The 13,619-nt window shown below is 76.0% G+C and carries 15 protein-coding genes, 1 pseudogene and 1 riboswitch; of the genes and pseudogenes, 8 read left to right on the top strand and 8 right to left on the bottom strand.

From position 1 onward, the window contains the following. The first annotated feature begins 49 nt into the window (after positions 1 to 49). The 3 genes from AB0B76_RS13410 to AB0B76_RS13400 are packed head-to-tail and all read left to right on the top strand — an operon-like array spanning position 50 to position 3,785. The gene (locus tag AB0B76_RS13410; RefSeq protein WP_360374229.1) at positions 50 to 997 is read left to right on the top strand and encodes a hypothetical protein; all 948 of its coding nucleotides are present in this window, start codon (positions 50 to 52) and stop codon (positions 995 to 997) included. After that, positions 994 to 2,685, top strand: a complete 1,692-nt coding sequence (locus tag AB0B76_RS13405; protein WP_360374227.1) for an insulinase family protein — start codon at positions 994 to 996, stop codon at positions 2,683 to 2,685. The genes AB0B76_RS13410 and AB0B76_RS13405 overlap by 4 nt, the downstream gene beginning before the upstream one ends. Positions 2,686 to 2,705: 20 nt before the next feature. Further along, on the top strand, positions 2,706 to 3,785 hold the full coding sequence (locus AB0B76_RS13400) for a DUF6183 family protein (protein ID WP_360374225.1): 1,080 nt from the start codon (positions 2,706 to 2,708) through the stop codon (positions 3,783 to 3,785). A 105-nt stretch (positions 3,786 to 3,890) separates the two neighbouring features. Here AB0B76_RS13400 and AB0B76_RS13395 read toward each other — a convergent pair whose 3' ends face one another. The 4 genes from AB0B76_RS13395 to AB0B76_RS13380 are packed head-to-tail and all read right to left on the bottom strand — an operon-like array spanning position 3,891 to position 6,295. Beyond that, positions 3,891 to 4,388, bottom strand: coding sequence for an SDR family NAD(P)-dependent oxidoreductase (locus tag AB0B76_RS13395; RefSeq protein WP_360374223.1), 498 nt, complete (start codon positions 4,386 to 4,388; stop codon positions 3,891 to 3,893). Between the two features lie 11 nt (positions 4,389 to 4,399). Continuing rightward, positions 4,400 to 5,737 carry a cation:proton antiporter gene (locus AB0B76_RS13390; RefSeq protein WP_360374221.1) on the bottom strand — a complete coding sequence of 446 codons (1,338 nt, stop codon included), beginning with the start codon at positions 5,735 to 5,737 and terminating at the stop codon, positions 4,400 to 4,402. 27 nt (positions 5,738 to 5,764) lie between these two features. Beyond that, a complete protein-coding gene (locus AB0B76_RS13385) occupies positions 5,765 to 6,136 on the bottom strand; it encodes a hypothetical protein (RefSeq protein WP_360374219.1) in 372 nt (123 codons plus the stop codon). 15 nt (positions 6,137 to 6,151) lie between these two features. Next, entirely contained in the window at positions 6,152 to 6,295 is a 144-nt protein-coding gene (locus AB0B76_RS13380) for a hypothetical protein (RefSeq protein WP_360374217.1), read from the bottom strand. Between AB0B76_RS13380 and AB0B76_RS13375 the strand changes: the two are divergent. Together AB0B76_RS13375 and AB0B76_RS13370 are read left to right on the top strand one after the other, a co-directional pair. Next, a pseudogene (locus AB0B76_RS13375) lies at positions 6,248 to 6,466 on the top strand (ABC transporter ATP-binding protein); the annotation flags it as partial. The gene AB0B76_RS13380 and the pseudogene AB0B76_RS13375 overlap by 48 nt on opposite strands. Next, positions 6,463 to 7,476 (top strand): zinc-binding dehydrogenase, encoded by a 1,014-nt coding sequence (locus AB0B76_RS13370; protein WP_360374215.1) that lies wholly within the window; start codon positions 6,463 to 6,465, stop codon positions 7,474 to 7,476. The pseudogene AB0B76_RS13375 and the gene AB0B76_RS13370, both read left to right, overlap by 4 nt. Positions 7,477 to 7,486: 10 nt before the next feature. Here the strand turns inward: AB0B76_RS13370 and AB0B76_RS13365 are convergent, their stop codons facing one another. Beyond that, the gene (locus AB0B76_RS13365; protein ID WP_360374213.1) at positions 7,487 to 8,215 is read right to left on the bottom strand and encodes an ElyC/SanA/YdcF family protein; all 729 of its coding nucleotides are present in this window, start codon (positions 8,213 to 8,215) and stop codon (positions 7,487 to 7,489) included. A gap of 116 nt (positions 8,216 to 8,331) precedes the next feature. On the opposite strand from AB0B76_RS13365, the gene AB0B76_RS13360 reads away from it, so the two are divergent. Further along, positions 8,332 to 9,267: a hypothetical protein gene (locus AB0B76_RS13360; protein WP_360374211.1), complete on the top strand. Its 936-nt coding sequence runs from the start codon at positions 8,332 to 8,334 to the stop codon at positions 9,265 to 9,267. 3 nt (positions 9,268 to 9,270) lie between these two features. Here AB0B76_RS13360 and bluB read toward each other — a convergent pair whose 3' ends face one another. Then, positions 9,271 to 9,891, bottom strand: coding sequence for a 5,6-dimethylbenzimidazole synthase (gene bluB, locus AB0B76_RS13355; protein WP_360374209.1), 621 nt, complete (start codon positions 9,889 to 9,891; stop codon positions 9,271 to 9,273). Between the two features lie 36 nt (positions 9,892 to 9,927). Beyond that, a riboswitch (cobalamin riboswitch) is annotated at positions 9,928 to 10,132 on the bottom strand. 35 nt (positions 10,133 to 10,167) lie between these two features. On the opposite strand from bluB, the gene AB0B76_RS13350 reads away from it, so the two are divergent. Then, positions 10,168 to 11,052 (top strand): alpha/beta hydrolase, encoded by an 885-nt coding sequence (locus tag AB0B76_RS13350; RefSeq protein ID WP_360374207.1) that lies wholly within the window; start codon positions 10,168 to 10,170, stop codon positions 11,050 to 11,052. Positions 11,053 to 11,061: 9 nt separating this feature from the next. Here AB0B76_RS13350 and AB0B76_RS13345 read toward each other — a convergent pair whose 3' ends face one another. Continuing rightward, entirely contained in the window at positions 11,062 to 11,583 is a 522-nt protein-coding gene (locus AB0B76_RS13345) for a TrmH family RNA methyltransferase (protein WP_360374205.1), read from the bottom strand. A gap of 151 nt (positions 11,584 to 11,734) precedes the next feature. Between AB0B76_RS13345 and AB0B76_RS13340 the strand changes: the two genes are divergently transcribed. Further along, a complete protein-coding gene (locus AB0B76_RS13340; protein ID WP_360374203.1) occupies positions 11,735 to 12,325 on the top strand; it encodes a transglutaminase family protein in 591 nt (196 codons plus the stop codon). Here the strand turns inward: AB0B76_RS13340 and AB0B76_RS13335 are convergent. Then, positions 12,322 to 13,572: a hypothetical protein gene (locus AB0B76_RS13335; RefSeq protein ID WP_360374201.1), complete on the bottom strand. Its 1,251-nt coding sequence runs from the start codon at positions 13,570 to 13,572 to the stop codon at positions 12,322 to 12,324. The genes AB0B76_RS13340 and AB0B76_RS13335 overlap by 4 nt on opposite strands. Between the last annotated feature and the right edge of the window lie 47 nt (positions 13,573 to 13,619).

Here is a 13,619-nt window from a genome sequence, read left to right as displayed (position 1 = left end):
CGGGAAAGGGGAGCGACACGGAGGCGGGCGGCGCCGTACGATCCCGCGCGTGATCTTGCAACTGCTCCAGTGGTGGCCGGTGCGCACGGACGCCGCCGCCTGGCACCCCGACCTCGCCGGGCTGCGCCGCCTCGTGCGGGCCGGCGACTGGGCCGGCGTCGAGGCGTACTTCGACGGCCTCCCGCCCCGGGCCGACCGCTCCACCGCGGTCCTGTTCGTCGCCAACGAGCGCGGCGCCGAGCACTTCCTGCAGCGGGCCGTCGACGCCCAGCGCGACTCCGCGCTGGCCCGCACGCTGCTCGGGGCGCGGTTCATCGTGATCGGCTGGCAGGCGCGCACCGCGGCCTACGCCAGGAACGTCTCGGCGGCGCAGTGGAAGGTGTTCGGGGACTACCTCGGGCGGGCCGAGCGCGTGCTCGCCGACGCCGTCGCGATCGACCCGGCCAACTCGGCGGCGTGGACCGAGCGCATCACCACCGCGCGGGCGCTCTCGCTGGGCCCGGACGAGTCGCGGCGGCGGTACGAGCGGGCGGCCGAGCACTGCGACACGCCGTACCGCGCACAGGTCCAGCTGCTGCAGAACCTGTGCCCGAAGTGGGGCGGCTCGTTCCCGGAGGTGCACGCCTTCGCCGAGCGGTGCCTGACCGGGGCCGAGCCGGGCTCGCTGAGCGGGGCGATCGCGGCGAACGCCCAGCTGGAGCAGGCGCTGCAGGAGGACTACGTCCGGGACATCCGGCAGTACCTCGCGCGCGCCGACGTCCGCCGGCGACTCGAGGCGGCGGCGGAGCGGACGGTACTGCATCCGGACTTCGCGCCCGGCCACGGCTGGGTCAATGCGCACTCGGCGTTCGCCGCCGCGTTCTCGCTCGGCGGCCACATCGCCGCCGCCCGCCCGCACCTGCAGGCGCTGGGCCCGTTCGTCGCCCCGTACGGCTGGGAGCAGGTCTCGGCGAAGTGGCCCGACCTGGTGCGGCAGGCCCGGCGGGACGCCCGGTGAGCGCGCCGGTCCGGCCGGCGGAGGTCGACGGCGTGCCGGTGCTGCTCGCGCCGCACGCCGGCCCGATGCGCGCCGGGCTGATGTTCCGGGTCGGGCGGGCCGACGAGACCGCGGCGACCGCCGGCATCACGCACCTCGTGGAGCACCTGGCGCTGCACAACCAGGGCGGCCTCGAGCACGACACCAACGGCATGACCGGCCTGACGACGACCCAGTTCGTCACCCAGGGCCGCCCGGAGGCGGTCGCCGCCTTCCTGCACGCGGTCTGCGCCGGCCTGCGCGCCCTGCCCCTGGAGCGCCTCGACGTCGAGCGGCAGATCCTGCGGACCGAGGCCGAGCACCGCTCCGAGCCCATGGGCGTGGCCCTGGCCCTGTACCGCTACGGCGCCCGCGGCTACGGCCTCCCCGCGCTGCCGGAGTGGGGCACCCACCGGCTCACCGCGGACGACGTCGCCGAGTGGGCCCGGACCCGCTTCACCCGGGCGAACGCGGTCCTGTGGGTCGCCGGCGGCGACCTCCCGCCCGGGCTGCGCCTCGACCTGCCCGCCGGCGAGCGCCACCCGCTGCCGCCCGAGACCTCGGCGCTGCCGGTGACCCCGGCCTGGTTTGCCCAGCCGATACCCGCGGTGGTGCTGGAGGCGCCGGTACCCCGCACCCGCGCCGCGGCCGCGTACGCGCGCCTGCTCGAGCGCGCCCTGTTCCGGGAGCTGCGCCAGGAGCGCGGCCTGTCCTACGTGGCCACCGCCGGGTACACCGCCGACGGCCGCCCGCAGGCCCGCGTCACGGCGATGGCCGACGGCCGCCCGGAGCGCCTGCGCGAGGTCCGCGACGGCTTCCTGGCCGAGGTCCGCCGCCTCGCCACCGACGACGTGGCCCCGGAGGAGCTCGAGCACGTCCGCGAGCACGGGCTCGCGGCCCTGGACCGGCCCGACGCCGAGGCCCGCCTCCTGCCCCAGCGCGCCACGGACCTGCTGTGCGGCCGGTCCGGCGGCACCGCCGACGAGCTGCGCGCGGGGCTCCGCGCCCTCACCGCGGCCGACGTGCGCGCGGTGGCGGCGGGCGTGGAACGCTCGGCGCTGCTCATGACGCCCCGCCTCGGGCTGGGACCGCCGGCGGGCTTCGAGCCGGCCCCGACGGGCTCGCGGTTCGCGGTCACCGGCACGCGCCACCGCTCCCGCGCCGAGCCGGACACGGTGCTGGTGCTCGGCGCCGACGGGGTGAGCGTGGTGCGCCCGGAGGGCCCGCGCACGGTGCTGTACGACGAGTGCGTGGCCCTGCTGCGCTTCCCCGACGGCGGCCGCAACCTGCTCGGCCCCGACGGCGTCGGGGTGCCGATCGAGCCGGCGCTGTTCCGGCTCCCGGGCGACCTGCCGGCCCGCCTCGACGCCGCGGTCCCCGCGTCCGTGCACGTGGACCTGCCGGAGCGCGACGAGACTCCGCGCCCGCCCCGGACGGCGGGACTGCGCGCCCGGGCGCGTTCGGTGGCCCTCGCCGTGCGCGTGCGGTGGGACCGCTCGGCCGTGGCCCGCGGCGGCGTGCGGCGGGCCGGGACGCCCGCGGCGCTGCTGCTGGCCGGCACCGCGTCCGGGGTCCTCGCCGTCGCCCTGCACGCGCGGCCGCTGGCGTGGCTCGCCGCGGTGCTGTTCGCCGTCCTGCTGTACCGCCGCCGGATCCGGGGCCGCTGGTAGCCCTCGCTAGAGTCCCGGGCGTGGAGAACGATCCGGACGCCATCGCCGCCGGCATCGCCGGCCAGGAGAACGTCACCGAGCTGTGGCACCTCGCCGACCGGCGCGTGGCCGCCGGGGACGCCGCGTTCGTCGTCGACCTCGGGATCGCGCTGTGGCGGCGGTACGGCGGCGAGGATGTGCGGGCGCCGTGGCAGTACCGCAGCATCTTCGACCGCGTCGTGCGGCTGCTCGCCCTCTCCCCCGGCACGGTCGCCGACGCCGTGCGGCTCATGCACACCGTGGGCGCCGGCCGGACGGTCCGGTTCGCGGCCGCCCTGCTCGCCTCCGGCCACGGCGCCGCCGCTGACCTGGGCGCGGCCCTGGGGGCCGGGGCGCCCGCCGAGCTGCGGGCGTGCCTGATGCACGAGCTGGTGCTGCGCGGGGTCGCCGCGGACGTCGGGTGGGCCGGCGAGCCGTGGTGGCGCGAGCACCCGCTGGCCTGGCTGCCGGCCGCGCTGACCCCGTTGGAGGGGCGGCCGGAGGTGCCGCACTACACCCTGAGCGGCCGCGGCGGGAGCATCCCGCACGAGGATTCGACCGCGCTGGAGGAGGGCGGTCCGGCGGCGCCGGTCCGCGAGACGACGACCCCGGACGCGGCCGCGGCGATCGGGGCGGCCGTGGACAACTGGGCGGGCGAGTCCAACGGCTCGGTGGCGGCGCACACGTACGCGCTCGGCGCCCCGCTGCGCCCCGGCGCGGTGGCCGCGACGCTGCGCTCCCTGGGCCTGGAGTGCCTGCAGGAGCTGGGCGGGGTCGGCTCGGGTACCGCCGGCAACGCATGGGGGCAGCTGTTCGTGGCGGCCTCGTCCGGCGGGGCGTACAACGCGGGCGAGTACGGCGCCTACGGACGGCTCGCCGCCTGGCGCTCGGTCGGCGCGCTGGCCGGTGCGCCGGCGGGGGCCACGGCGGCCGAGGTCGAGGCGGCGGCGCTCGCGAGCGACTGGTACGGCTTCTCCGGCGCGAGCGGCTGGTTCCAGGGCGTCGCGTGGGACATCGGGCTGGCCACCGTCGCCCCCGGCGGGCGGCGGCTCGCGATCCTCGCCGCGACCGACACCGACTGACCGGCCCGCGAACGGTGCGAGCCGCCGGAACCGCGGACGCTGCAACCTGAGCCGGTCACCGTGAAGGCATGCCACGCCCCACGCCGGAGTGCCTCGAGGTCGACGTCACGCCGCTGCCTCGGCGGCGACGAGTTCGCGGTGCTCGTCGAGCAGCTCGCCGACCCGCGCGACGTGGCCATCGCGGCCGGCCGGGTCGCCCTGCACGTAGACGCCGGCGCGCAGCCCCTCGCCACTGCGCACGCGGTAGTCCCGGCCGACCCGCAGCAGCCCCTCCTCGTCGCGGAGGCCTGTCGCGTTTTCCGCGAACGTGTCGGCCCGGTCGGCGTCGGAGTAGCCCAACACCGGGCCGGCGCGCCGGACGCCGGCCACGTTGACCAGGACGGTGATCGCGCCGAGCCCGGCCGCCACGACCGCCTCGACCTCCGCCGCCGAGCTGACGTCGGCGGGGTGGGCGGCGATGCCGTCGTGGCCGGCCGCGAGCTCCGAGACGCCACCGGCGTCGCGGTCGACCGCCGCCACCCGGACGCCGTCGGCGGCGAACGCCAGCGCGACGGCGCGGCCGATGCCCTGCGCGGCCCCGGTCACCAGCGCGATCCCGTCCATGGTCGCCCTTCCTAGGCCTGGGCCCCGGACAGGGCCTGCTCGCGCTCGCGTTCCCGCTCGGTGAGCTGCACCCGGGCCATCGCGCGGCGCAGGATCGGCGGGCCCATCACCGAGGTGATGACGGCGATGAGGACGATTACCGTGTACGTCGCGACGGACAGGACCCCGAGCCGCAGGCCGGTGGTGGCGACCACGACCTCGACCACGCCGCGCGAGTTCATCCCGGCCCCGAGCGCGATGGCCTCCCAGTGCGACAGCCGGCTGCCGCGTGCGCCGATGTAGGCGCCGGCGAACTTGCCGGCGATCGCGATGACCAGCAGGACGACGCCCGCGACGAGCACCTTCGGGTCGGCCAGCGCCGTCAGGTCCACGCGCAGCCCGGCCGTGGCCAGGAAGACCGGCGCGAGCACCGACAGCACCACCGTCCGCAGCGGCGCCAGGTCGGTCCACAGTGGACGTCCGGGCTTCGCGTCGAGCTCGCCCGGCCGCTCGCGGGTCTGCCCGATGAGGATGCCGGCCACGAAGGCGCCGAAGAGCGCCTCCATCCCCATCGACTGGGTGGCGGCCGCGCCGAGCAGGACGAGGATCACGGCGACGGTGACCCGCACCCCGCCCTCGGCCGAGCGCCCCGCGACCCGCATCACCCGGCGGACCAGCGGGCGGCCGATCAGCAGGGCGGCGGCGAGGAAGCCCAGGAGGTACACCACCGACAGCACCACCGATCCGGCGTGGACCCCGGTCGTGGCCGCGGCCGCGACGATCGAGAGCAGGAACCAGCCGACGGCGTCGTCGACCGACCCGGCGGCCAGGGTCAGCTGCCCGATGTCGCGGTGCAGCAGCCCCATGTCGGCGAGGGTCTTGGCGATGACCGGGATCGCCGTGACGCACATGGCCACCCCGAGGAACAGCGCGAACACCCACCGGTCGGTCCGGCCGCTCAGCAGCGCGGCCGGCACCAGGAACCCGGCGCCGATGCCGAGGGCCAGGGGCAGCAGCAGCCCGGAGAGGCTGACCCGCACGCCGGTGAGGCCCCGGCGGCGGATCATCGCCGTGTCGAGCTGGGCGCCGGTGACCCCGACGAGCAGCAGCACGCCGATCTGGCCGACCGCGTCGACGAGGTGCAGCTGGCTGGCGTCGTCCGGGAAGAGCCACCGCAGCGCCCCGGGCGACCACGCGCCCAGCAGCGACGGGCCGAGGATCACGCCGGTCAGCAGCTCGCCCACGAGGGCGGGCAGCCGCAGCCGCACCGCGAGCCGGCCGAGCGCGAGCGCGACAAGCAGCAGCAGCGAGATCTGCAGCAGGAAGACGAGCAGGACGTGTGGAGCGAGGCTGGGTAGTGGATTACTCACCGTCATCCCCTTCGTGGTGATCGAGGTTCACCACTCCACGCTTCCAACAGCCATCGATCCCCGTCCACTCCCGTAAAGCCGTGACAGCGCGGACGTAGCGACGGATCGGCGTGAGCGCTCCGCCACCAGCCCCGCGTCCTGCGGCCCCACCGGCTCCTCCCGGTCGCGGACGCTGCGGCGGGCCGGCGGCTCGGCCACGTCGAGCAGGTCGAGCAGGCGGGCCAGGCCGACCCGGGACTCGAGCATCTCCCCCGCGACGAGCGTGAAGTCGTCCACCGAGCTGAACAGGTCGCGGCTGGCCAGCACGAACGTGACCACCACGCCGACGCTCACCCAGCCCGCGCCGGCCAGCAGCCCGCCCGCGACGAGCAGAGCGGCGCTGGTCAGGCGCTGGATCACCCACGTGACGTCGATCTACGTCGCGGCGCGCTGGGCGGCCCGGGCGGTGCGCAGGTAGCCGCCGGCCTCCTCGCGCATCCGCGCGAGCCAGGTCCCGGTGGCGCCGTCGATCTGCAGCTGCTGCACGACCTGAACCTCGCCGCCCGTTACGCCGGCCACGTGGTCGCGATGCGCGACGGCCGGATCGTGGCCCAGGGCGAACCGGCCGCCGTGTTCACGCCCGAGCTGCTGTCGTCGGTCTTCGGGCTCGAGGCGCTCGTGGTGCTCGTGGTGCCGGACCCGGCGACGGGTACGCCGCTGGTCGTCCCGCTGCCTAGAGTGGCGGTGTGAATCTCACCGCGCGCTTGCACGCCGCCGGCGACGTCCGGCTGGCCGAGGAGCCCACGCCCGAGCCCGGCCCGGGCGAGAGCCTCGTCGAGGTGACCGCGGTCGGGCTGTGCGGGTCGGACCTGCACTGGTACGCCGAGGGTGGCATCGGCGACGCCCGCATCGCGCACCCGATCGTCGGCGGCCACGAGATGGCCGGGGTGGTCCGCGGCGGCGCGCTGGACGGCGTGCGGGTCGCGATCGACCCGGCGATCCCGTGCCACCGCTGCGACCTGTGCCGGGCCGGGCACCCCAACCTCTGCCGCGACATCGTCTTCGCCGGGCACGGTCTGCGCGACGGCGGTTTGCAGCGGTGGCTCGTGTGGCCCACCGACCGCCTGTACCCGCTGCCCGAGGCCCTCACCGACGCCGACGGCGCCATGCTGGAACCACTGGGCGTGGCCGTGCACGCGGTCGACCTGGGCCACGTGCCCCTCGGCGCCGACGTCGCGGTCCTGGGCTGCGGCCCGATCGGCCTGCTGCTGATCCAGGTGGCCCGGGCCGCCGGGGCCGCCCGGGTGCTCGCGACCGACCCGCTCCCGCACCGCCGCGCGGCCGCCCGGGCCTACGGCGCCGACACCGTGCTCGACGCCACCGCGTCCGCCGACGAACTGGCCGCCTTCACCGGCGGCCGCGGCGCCGACGTGGCCTTCGAGATCGCCGGCACCGACGCCGCCATCGAGGCCGCCGTCACCGTCGTGCGCCCCGGCGGCCGGGTCGTGCTGGGCGGCATCCCGAGCACCGACACGTCGTCGTTCCCGGCCGCGGCCGCCCGGCGCAAGGGCCTGACGTTCGCGATGGTGCGGCGGATGAAGGAGGTGTACCCGCGGGCGCTCGCCCTGGTCGCCGCGGGCCGCGCGGACGTGCGCAACCTCGTGAGCCACCGCTACCCGCTGACCTCGGTCGCCGAGGCGTTCGTGGTCGCCAACGCCCGCCGGGGCCTGAAGGTCGTCGTCGAGCCGAGCGACCGCTAGGGCCGCCGCGTCACGGCGTGTGGGCGGCGACCGCGTCGCGCAGGGACGGGTCCGGCGGCGACTGGACCGCGGGCGGGCGGCCGCGCACCGCGTCCGAGGCGGCCTTCCACGCGGCGGCGACGTCGCGGGCCTGGTTCTTCCAGATCGTGATCGTCCGGCAGCCGTCGCACCCGGACGGCACGCCCCAGGCGTCGATGCCGACGCGGCGGCAGAGCGTCACCGCACGGTACAGATGGATGTCCTGGCTCACCAGGAGCGCCCGGGTCACGCCGTAGACGTCGCGGGCGCGGCGGCAGGTGTCGTACGTGTCCAGGCCGTAGGGGTCGACGACGACGCGGGACGGCTCGACGCCGTGCCGGGCGAGGTAGTCGCCCATCACCCGGACCTCGTTGCCCGAGCCGCCGTGCGCGTCGCCGGAGATGAGCAGGGCCTTGACCTTGCCCGCAACGATTAGGGCGGCGGCCTTGTCGAGCCGGTTGCGCAGGAACGTCATCGGGTCCTGGCCGCCGGGCGCGACCTGGGCGCCGAAGACGATTGCCACGTCGGCCGCCGGGGCCTGCTCGACCCCGACGAGGCGCCCGGCGGACGCCGCGCGGATCCAGACCGTCGGGGCCAGGCCCACCACGACGAGCACGACGGCGAGGACCGCGAGGCGCCGCAGCCACCGGCGGCGGCGCGGGCGCACCGGTTTCGGCTCGTCCGGCTCGGTCACCGGCTCCGGCGTGGTCACGTTCGGCATGCGGGCAGCATGGCAGGGCCCGGCCGCGCGTGCCGTCCCGCCGGCCCTGTCGGGTTTCGGCGCCGGCGCCGACTTGCCCGGTATTGGGCGGGTCACGGGCGGCTACGGTGCCGCGCATGATGCGAGCCCTGACCCTCACCCTGGTCGCGGTCGCCGTCGTGGCGGCGCTGCCGGCCGTCCCCGCCGCCGCGGCCTTCCCCGGAGCCAACGGCCGCCTGGCGTTCCAGCGCTTCGACGCCGCCGCCGGCGCGCTCGGCGACGTGTACACGGTCACCTCCTCCGGCAAGGGCCTGACCGACCTCACCGCCTCCCCGGCGGTCGAGGACCGGGACCCGGCCTGGTCCGCCGACGGCGCGCACATCGCGTTCCGGCGCTACGGGGCCGGCGCGGACCAGCTGTGGGTGATGGACGCCGACGGCGGCGGGCTGGCCGTCGTGCGGTTCAGCGGTACGGCGTCCGCCCCGGCCTGGTCGCCGGACGGCACCCGGCTGGTCTACGAGTGCTGGTCGGGCGGCGACACCGACATCTGCGTCATCGACGTCGACGGCGCCGACCTGACGGACCTGACCGGCACCGCCGGCGTCGCCGAGCACACGCCGGTGTGGTCGCCGGACGGCACGAGGATCGCCTACGCCGTCGACCTGGCCGCCGGCGGCAGCAGCCTGGTTGCGCTCGACCCGGTGACGCTGTCGGCGACGGCGGTCACCGCGCCCGCCGCCGGGGTGTACGACTCCCGCCCGGACTGGTCGCCGGACGGCACCCAGCTCGCGTTCGGGCGGTTCGTCGTGGGCAGCGGCTACGGCGGCGGGATCTACCGCACCGCGGCGTCGGGGGCCGGGCGGGCGAAGCTGGTGACCAGGCCCCGGGCGGGCAGCGACTCCCACCACACGATGCCGGCCTGGTCCCCCGACGGGACCCGGATCGCGTACTGCGACCTGGACGACGACGAGGCCTGGGGGCACATCTTCACGATCCGCCCCGACGGCACCGGCAACGCCCAGGTCACCTCCGGCGCGACGACGGACGAGGTCCCCGACTGGCGCCCGGTCTGAGCCCTACCAGCGGTCCTCGTGCCGGACCTGGTCCAGCGGGGAGCGCCGGCGCCAACCGTGGCGCTCCAGGTCGGGCACGTCGTGGCTCCGGCTCACCGGGCCCAGGCAGAGCCACGCCACGGGCCGTACGCCGGCCGGAATGCCGAGCAGGCCGCGCAGGAACTCCTCGCGGTAGAAGGAGACCCAGCCCAGGCCGAGGCCCTCGGCGGTGGCCGCGAGCCAGAGGTTCTGGATCGCCAGGCACACCGAGTACAGCCCGGCGTCGGCGATCGCGTGGCGGCCCAGCACCGCGGGGCCGCCGCGCCCCGCATCGTAGGTGACCACGACCGAGAGCGTGGACTCCAGCACCCCGTCGATCTTGATGCGGGCGAACCGCGCGGCCGCCTCGGCGTCGAGGGTCGCGGCGAACACGTCGCGCTCGCGGGACACGTGCGCGTGGAACTCCTCGCGCAGCGCGCGGTCGCGGACGACGATGAAGTCCCACGGCTGCGTCAGCCCGACGCTTGGCGCGGCGTGGGCGGCGGTCAGGATCCGGTCCAGCGCCTCGCCGGGCACCGGCGCGCCGGTGAACTCGGCGCGCACGTCGCGGCGGCGGTTGATGATGTCGTACAGGTCATGCGTCAAGGCAGGCTCCCGCTGCGCTCACACCCCGGGACAGGCCGGGGCCGTCGGTCGCGAGGCCGGTCTTCGGACTCCCGGATCGTCGCCCCTCCGCCCGCCTTCCCAGCCCTTCCGGGCCAGTGGCTACGCGTGCACGTGTGGGCGGCGGCTCCCCGGTCACCGCGGCGGGCCCGTGCCGGATTCTCACCGGCTTCCCGATTCTCCCCGCCGTCGCCGGCGGGGCACCTCGCTTCAGTTGATGCCGGCCCGCACGCTACCAGGAGGCAATAGGCTCGGCGCATGACGCAGACGCAGACGCACACGCTCGCCGTACCCGGCGCCGACCTGGTCTACGACGTCACCGGCCCGCTGCCGCCGGCGGACGGACGGCCGCCGCTGTTCATGATCGGCCAGCCGATGACCGCGGACGGGTTCGGCGCGCTCGCCGCGCACTTCCCGGACCGCACCGTCGTCACGTACGACCCGCGCGGCCTGGGCCGCAGCGCCCGCACCGACGGCGGGACCGACAACACGCCGCAGCAGCAGGCCGCCGACCTGCACCGGCTCGCCGCGCACCTCGGCGCCGGCCCGGTCGACGTGTTCGCCAGCAGCGGCGGCGCGGTGACCGCGCTGGAGTGGGTGAGCGCCCACCCGGACGACGTCGCCACGCTCGTCGCGCACGAGCCGCCGATCAACCCGATCCTGCCCGACGCGGCCGGCGCGGACCGGGCGCGGGCCGCGTTCAACGACGCGTACGAGACCGGCGGCAGCGGCCCGGGCATGGCCGCGTTCATCGCCATGACCTCGTGGCGGGGCGAGTTCACGGAGGAGTACTTCGCGCAGCCGGCCCCGGACCCGGCGATGTTCGGCATGTCCACCGCCGACGACGGCACCCGCGACGACCCGCTGCTGTCGCGGGACTCGTGGGCGGTCACCGACTACCGCCCCGATGTCGCGGCCCTGAACGCGTCCCCGGCCCGCATCGTGATCGGCGTGGGCGAGGAGTCGGCGCAGACGTACACCGCGCGCACCGCCGAGGCGATGGCCGCCCTCCTGGGCGGGCCGGCCACCGTGTTCCCGAGCCACCACGGCGGCTTCCTCGGCGGCGAGTTCGGCTACGCCGGCAAGCCGGAGGAGTTCGCCGCGAAGCTACGCGAGGTCCTCGCGGCCCCTCCGGCGGGCTGAGCGGCCGCGTCAGAGCAGCCCGGCGAGTTTGTACAACACGAGGGATCCGGCCACGGCGACGTTCAGGCTCACGCCGCTGCCCACCATCGGAATCTCCACCGCCCCGTCGAGCAGGTCGAGGGCCTCGGGCGGGATGCCCGTCGACTCGTGGCCGAGCACCATCACGGTGCGCCGGCGCGCGGCGGGCAGGTCGGCGAGGCGCACGGCCTCCTCGGCGAGCTCGACGCCCACGATGCGACTCCCGCCCGCACGCTCGGCGGCGAGCCACCGCAGCGGATCGCCGATGCGGTGGACGCACGCGGGGCGGCGCAGCGTGTTGCCGCGGGCGAGGGCCTCGTCGATCCAGGGGTACCGCGGGACGACGAGACAGGCCCCGACGGCGTCGCAGGTGCGCAGGAGGGTGCCGAGGTTGACGCCGTGCATGGGCCACAGCGGGGCGGCGAGGAGGTGTCCCCAGCAGCGGTGGGCGCGGGGACGGCGGGAGGAGCGCAGCTCGGACGGGGTCCGGACGCGAATGGCGGTGCTCACCATTGGGGCGTGCTTCGCGGCGCACGCGGGCCATCGACGGCAACAGGGCCGCTGCCCAGGGTAGGTCATTGCAGCGCCGCGCGCACCTCCGCGCGGGCGGTCCGGGTCGACGGCGGACGGCTCCCCATCATGCCCGGGCGGTATCGTCTCCACCGTGGCGTTGGGTGATCGGGGCGCGGAGTTCCTCGCCGCCGACGAGGTGGTGCAGGCCGACCATCCCGCCGTGCGGGCGGCCGCGGCTCGGCTGCGCGCCGGGCGGGCCGGCGACGTGGAGTTCGCTCGGGCGGCGTACGAGTTCGTGCGCGACGAGGTGCGGCACTCGTTCGACGCCGGGGACCCGCGGGTCACGGTGAGCGCCGCCGACGTGCTCGAGCACCGGGTCGGGCTGTGTTACGCCAAGTCGCATCTGCTCGCCGCGCTGCTGCGGGCCGAGGGGGTGCCGGCCGGGCTGTGCTACCAGCGCCTCGCCGCGGGCGGGGAGACGTTCGTGCTGCACGGGCTGGTCGCGGTACACCTCAATGGGCAGTGGCATCGGCAGGATCCGCGCGGGAACAAGGCCGGCGTCGACGCCCGGTTCTCCCTCGACGGGCCGCGGCTCGCGTTCGCGATCGACGCGGCGGCCGGGGAGTGCGACTACGCGACCGTGTTCGCGGCGGCCGACCCCGCGGTGCTGGCCGTGCTGCGCGCCACGACCGACGTGCTCACGCTGCGCACCGCGGGTCTGCCCGGCGAACTGAGCACCTAGCGGTCCAGGCCGCGCATGCGCGGGCGGGCCTCGCGCAGCCGGCGCCTCAGCACGACACCGACCAGGACGATCACGCCGATCGGGACCCAGGCCAGCGCATAGACCGGCCAGTAGTACCCGAGGTCCAGCATGGACCGGTCGGGGCCGACGTCGCTGCTGCTCACGCCGAAGAAGGCCAGCAGCAGCGTCAACGGGATCGCCAGCAGCGACACCGAGGCCAGCAGGCCGGTCAGCACCCGGTCGCGGCGCTCCTCGCGTTCGCGGCTCGCCTCGGCCAGGACCGAGCTGCGCGCCTGGATGACCGCGCGCAGGCGTTCGACGATCTGTGAGGTGTTGGCGACGGCGGCCTCGATGCCGACCACCTCGTGGTAGGAGGTCCGGAACGAGTCCATGCGCGAGTCGGGCATGAGCACGCTGTCGAGGTACGCCTCGACGCCGAAGCTCAGGTCCAGCTGGATCTCGCCGAGGTCGGCGGCGAGCCGCGCGTGCTGCTCGCGGGCCTCCTCGATCGTCGTCATGGGCGCGCTCAGGTCGTGTTCGAGGGCGTGGAAGGCCAGCGAGCGGGCGCCCCGCAGCACGCCGAACGCGGCGACGACGGTGAGCGCCACGAAGATCAGCGCGTTCTGCACGCTGGGGCTCCAGCCGGCCACGACCGTCGCGTAGCGGCTGTTGGCCACGTACGTGCGGCCCTCGATGTTGAGCGGGCCCGGCAGCCGGACGCCGACCTGCCCGCCGAGGCCCGACGTCTGGGCGGCGAGACCGCGCAGGAGCGTCTCCACCGCGCCGTCGCGCCGCTGCCCGTCGTGCATGATCTCGTGCGTCAGCGACTCCCCGGCGAACACCATCTGGTGCGCGTACCCGATGCGCAGCGGCTCCTGGGTCTTGAGCCGCACCGCGAGCCAGTCCAGGAGCAGCCCGTCGCCGTAGGCGAGCTCGTCGCGCTCGTAGTGCATGTACGACAGGTGCGCGAGGATGTCGCCGGCGGTGGCCGTGTCGGCCAGGTGCGCCTCGACGATCAGCACGGGATCGCCGCGGCTGGTGCGCAGCACGACGGTCCGGAGGCGTTCGAGGGCCGCGACCGTGCCGCCGCGGAACTTCGCCGGCTTCGCCTCGGCGTCCAGCAACACGCTCGGGAAGAGGTTTACCGAGTGGTGCACGAACCGCTGCAGGAAGCCGAGGTCGAGCGCCGCGGCGAGGCTCGACGAACCGGTCGCCGGCAGGCGCGGGCTGAGACTGTAGATCGACACGGCGCGGGTGGTGGCAGCGGGGCCCGGTTCGGGGGCGGACGGCATGC

The sequence above is a fragment of the Dactylosporangium sp. NPDC049140 genome (assembly GCF_040648435.1).
Note: the sequence above shows the minus strand (reverse complement) of the source record. Positions and strands in the feature narration are given on the sequence as shown.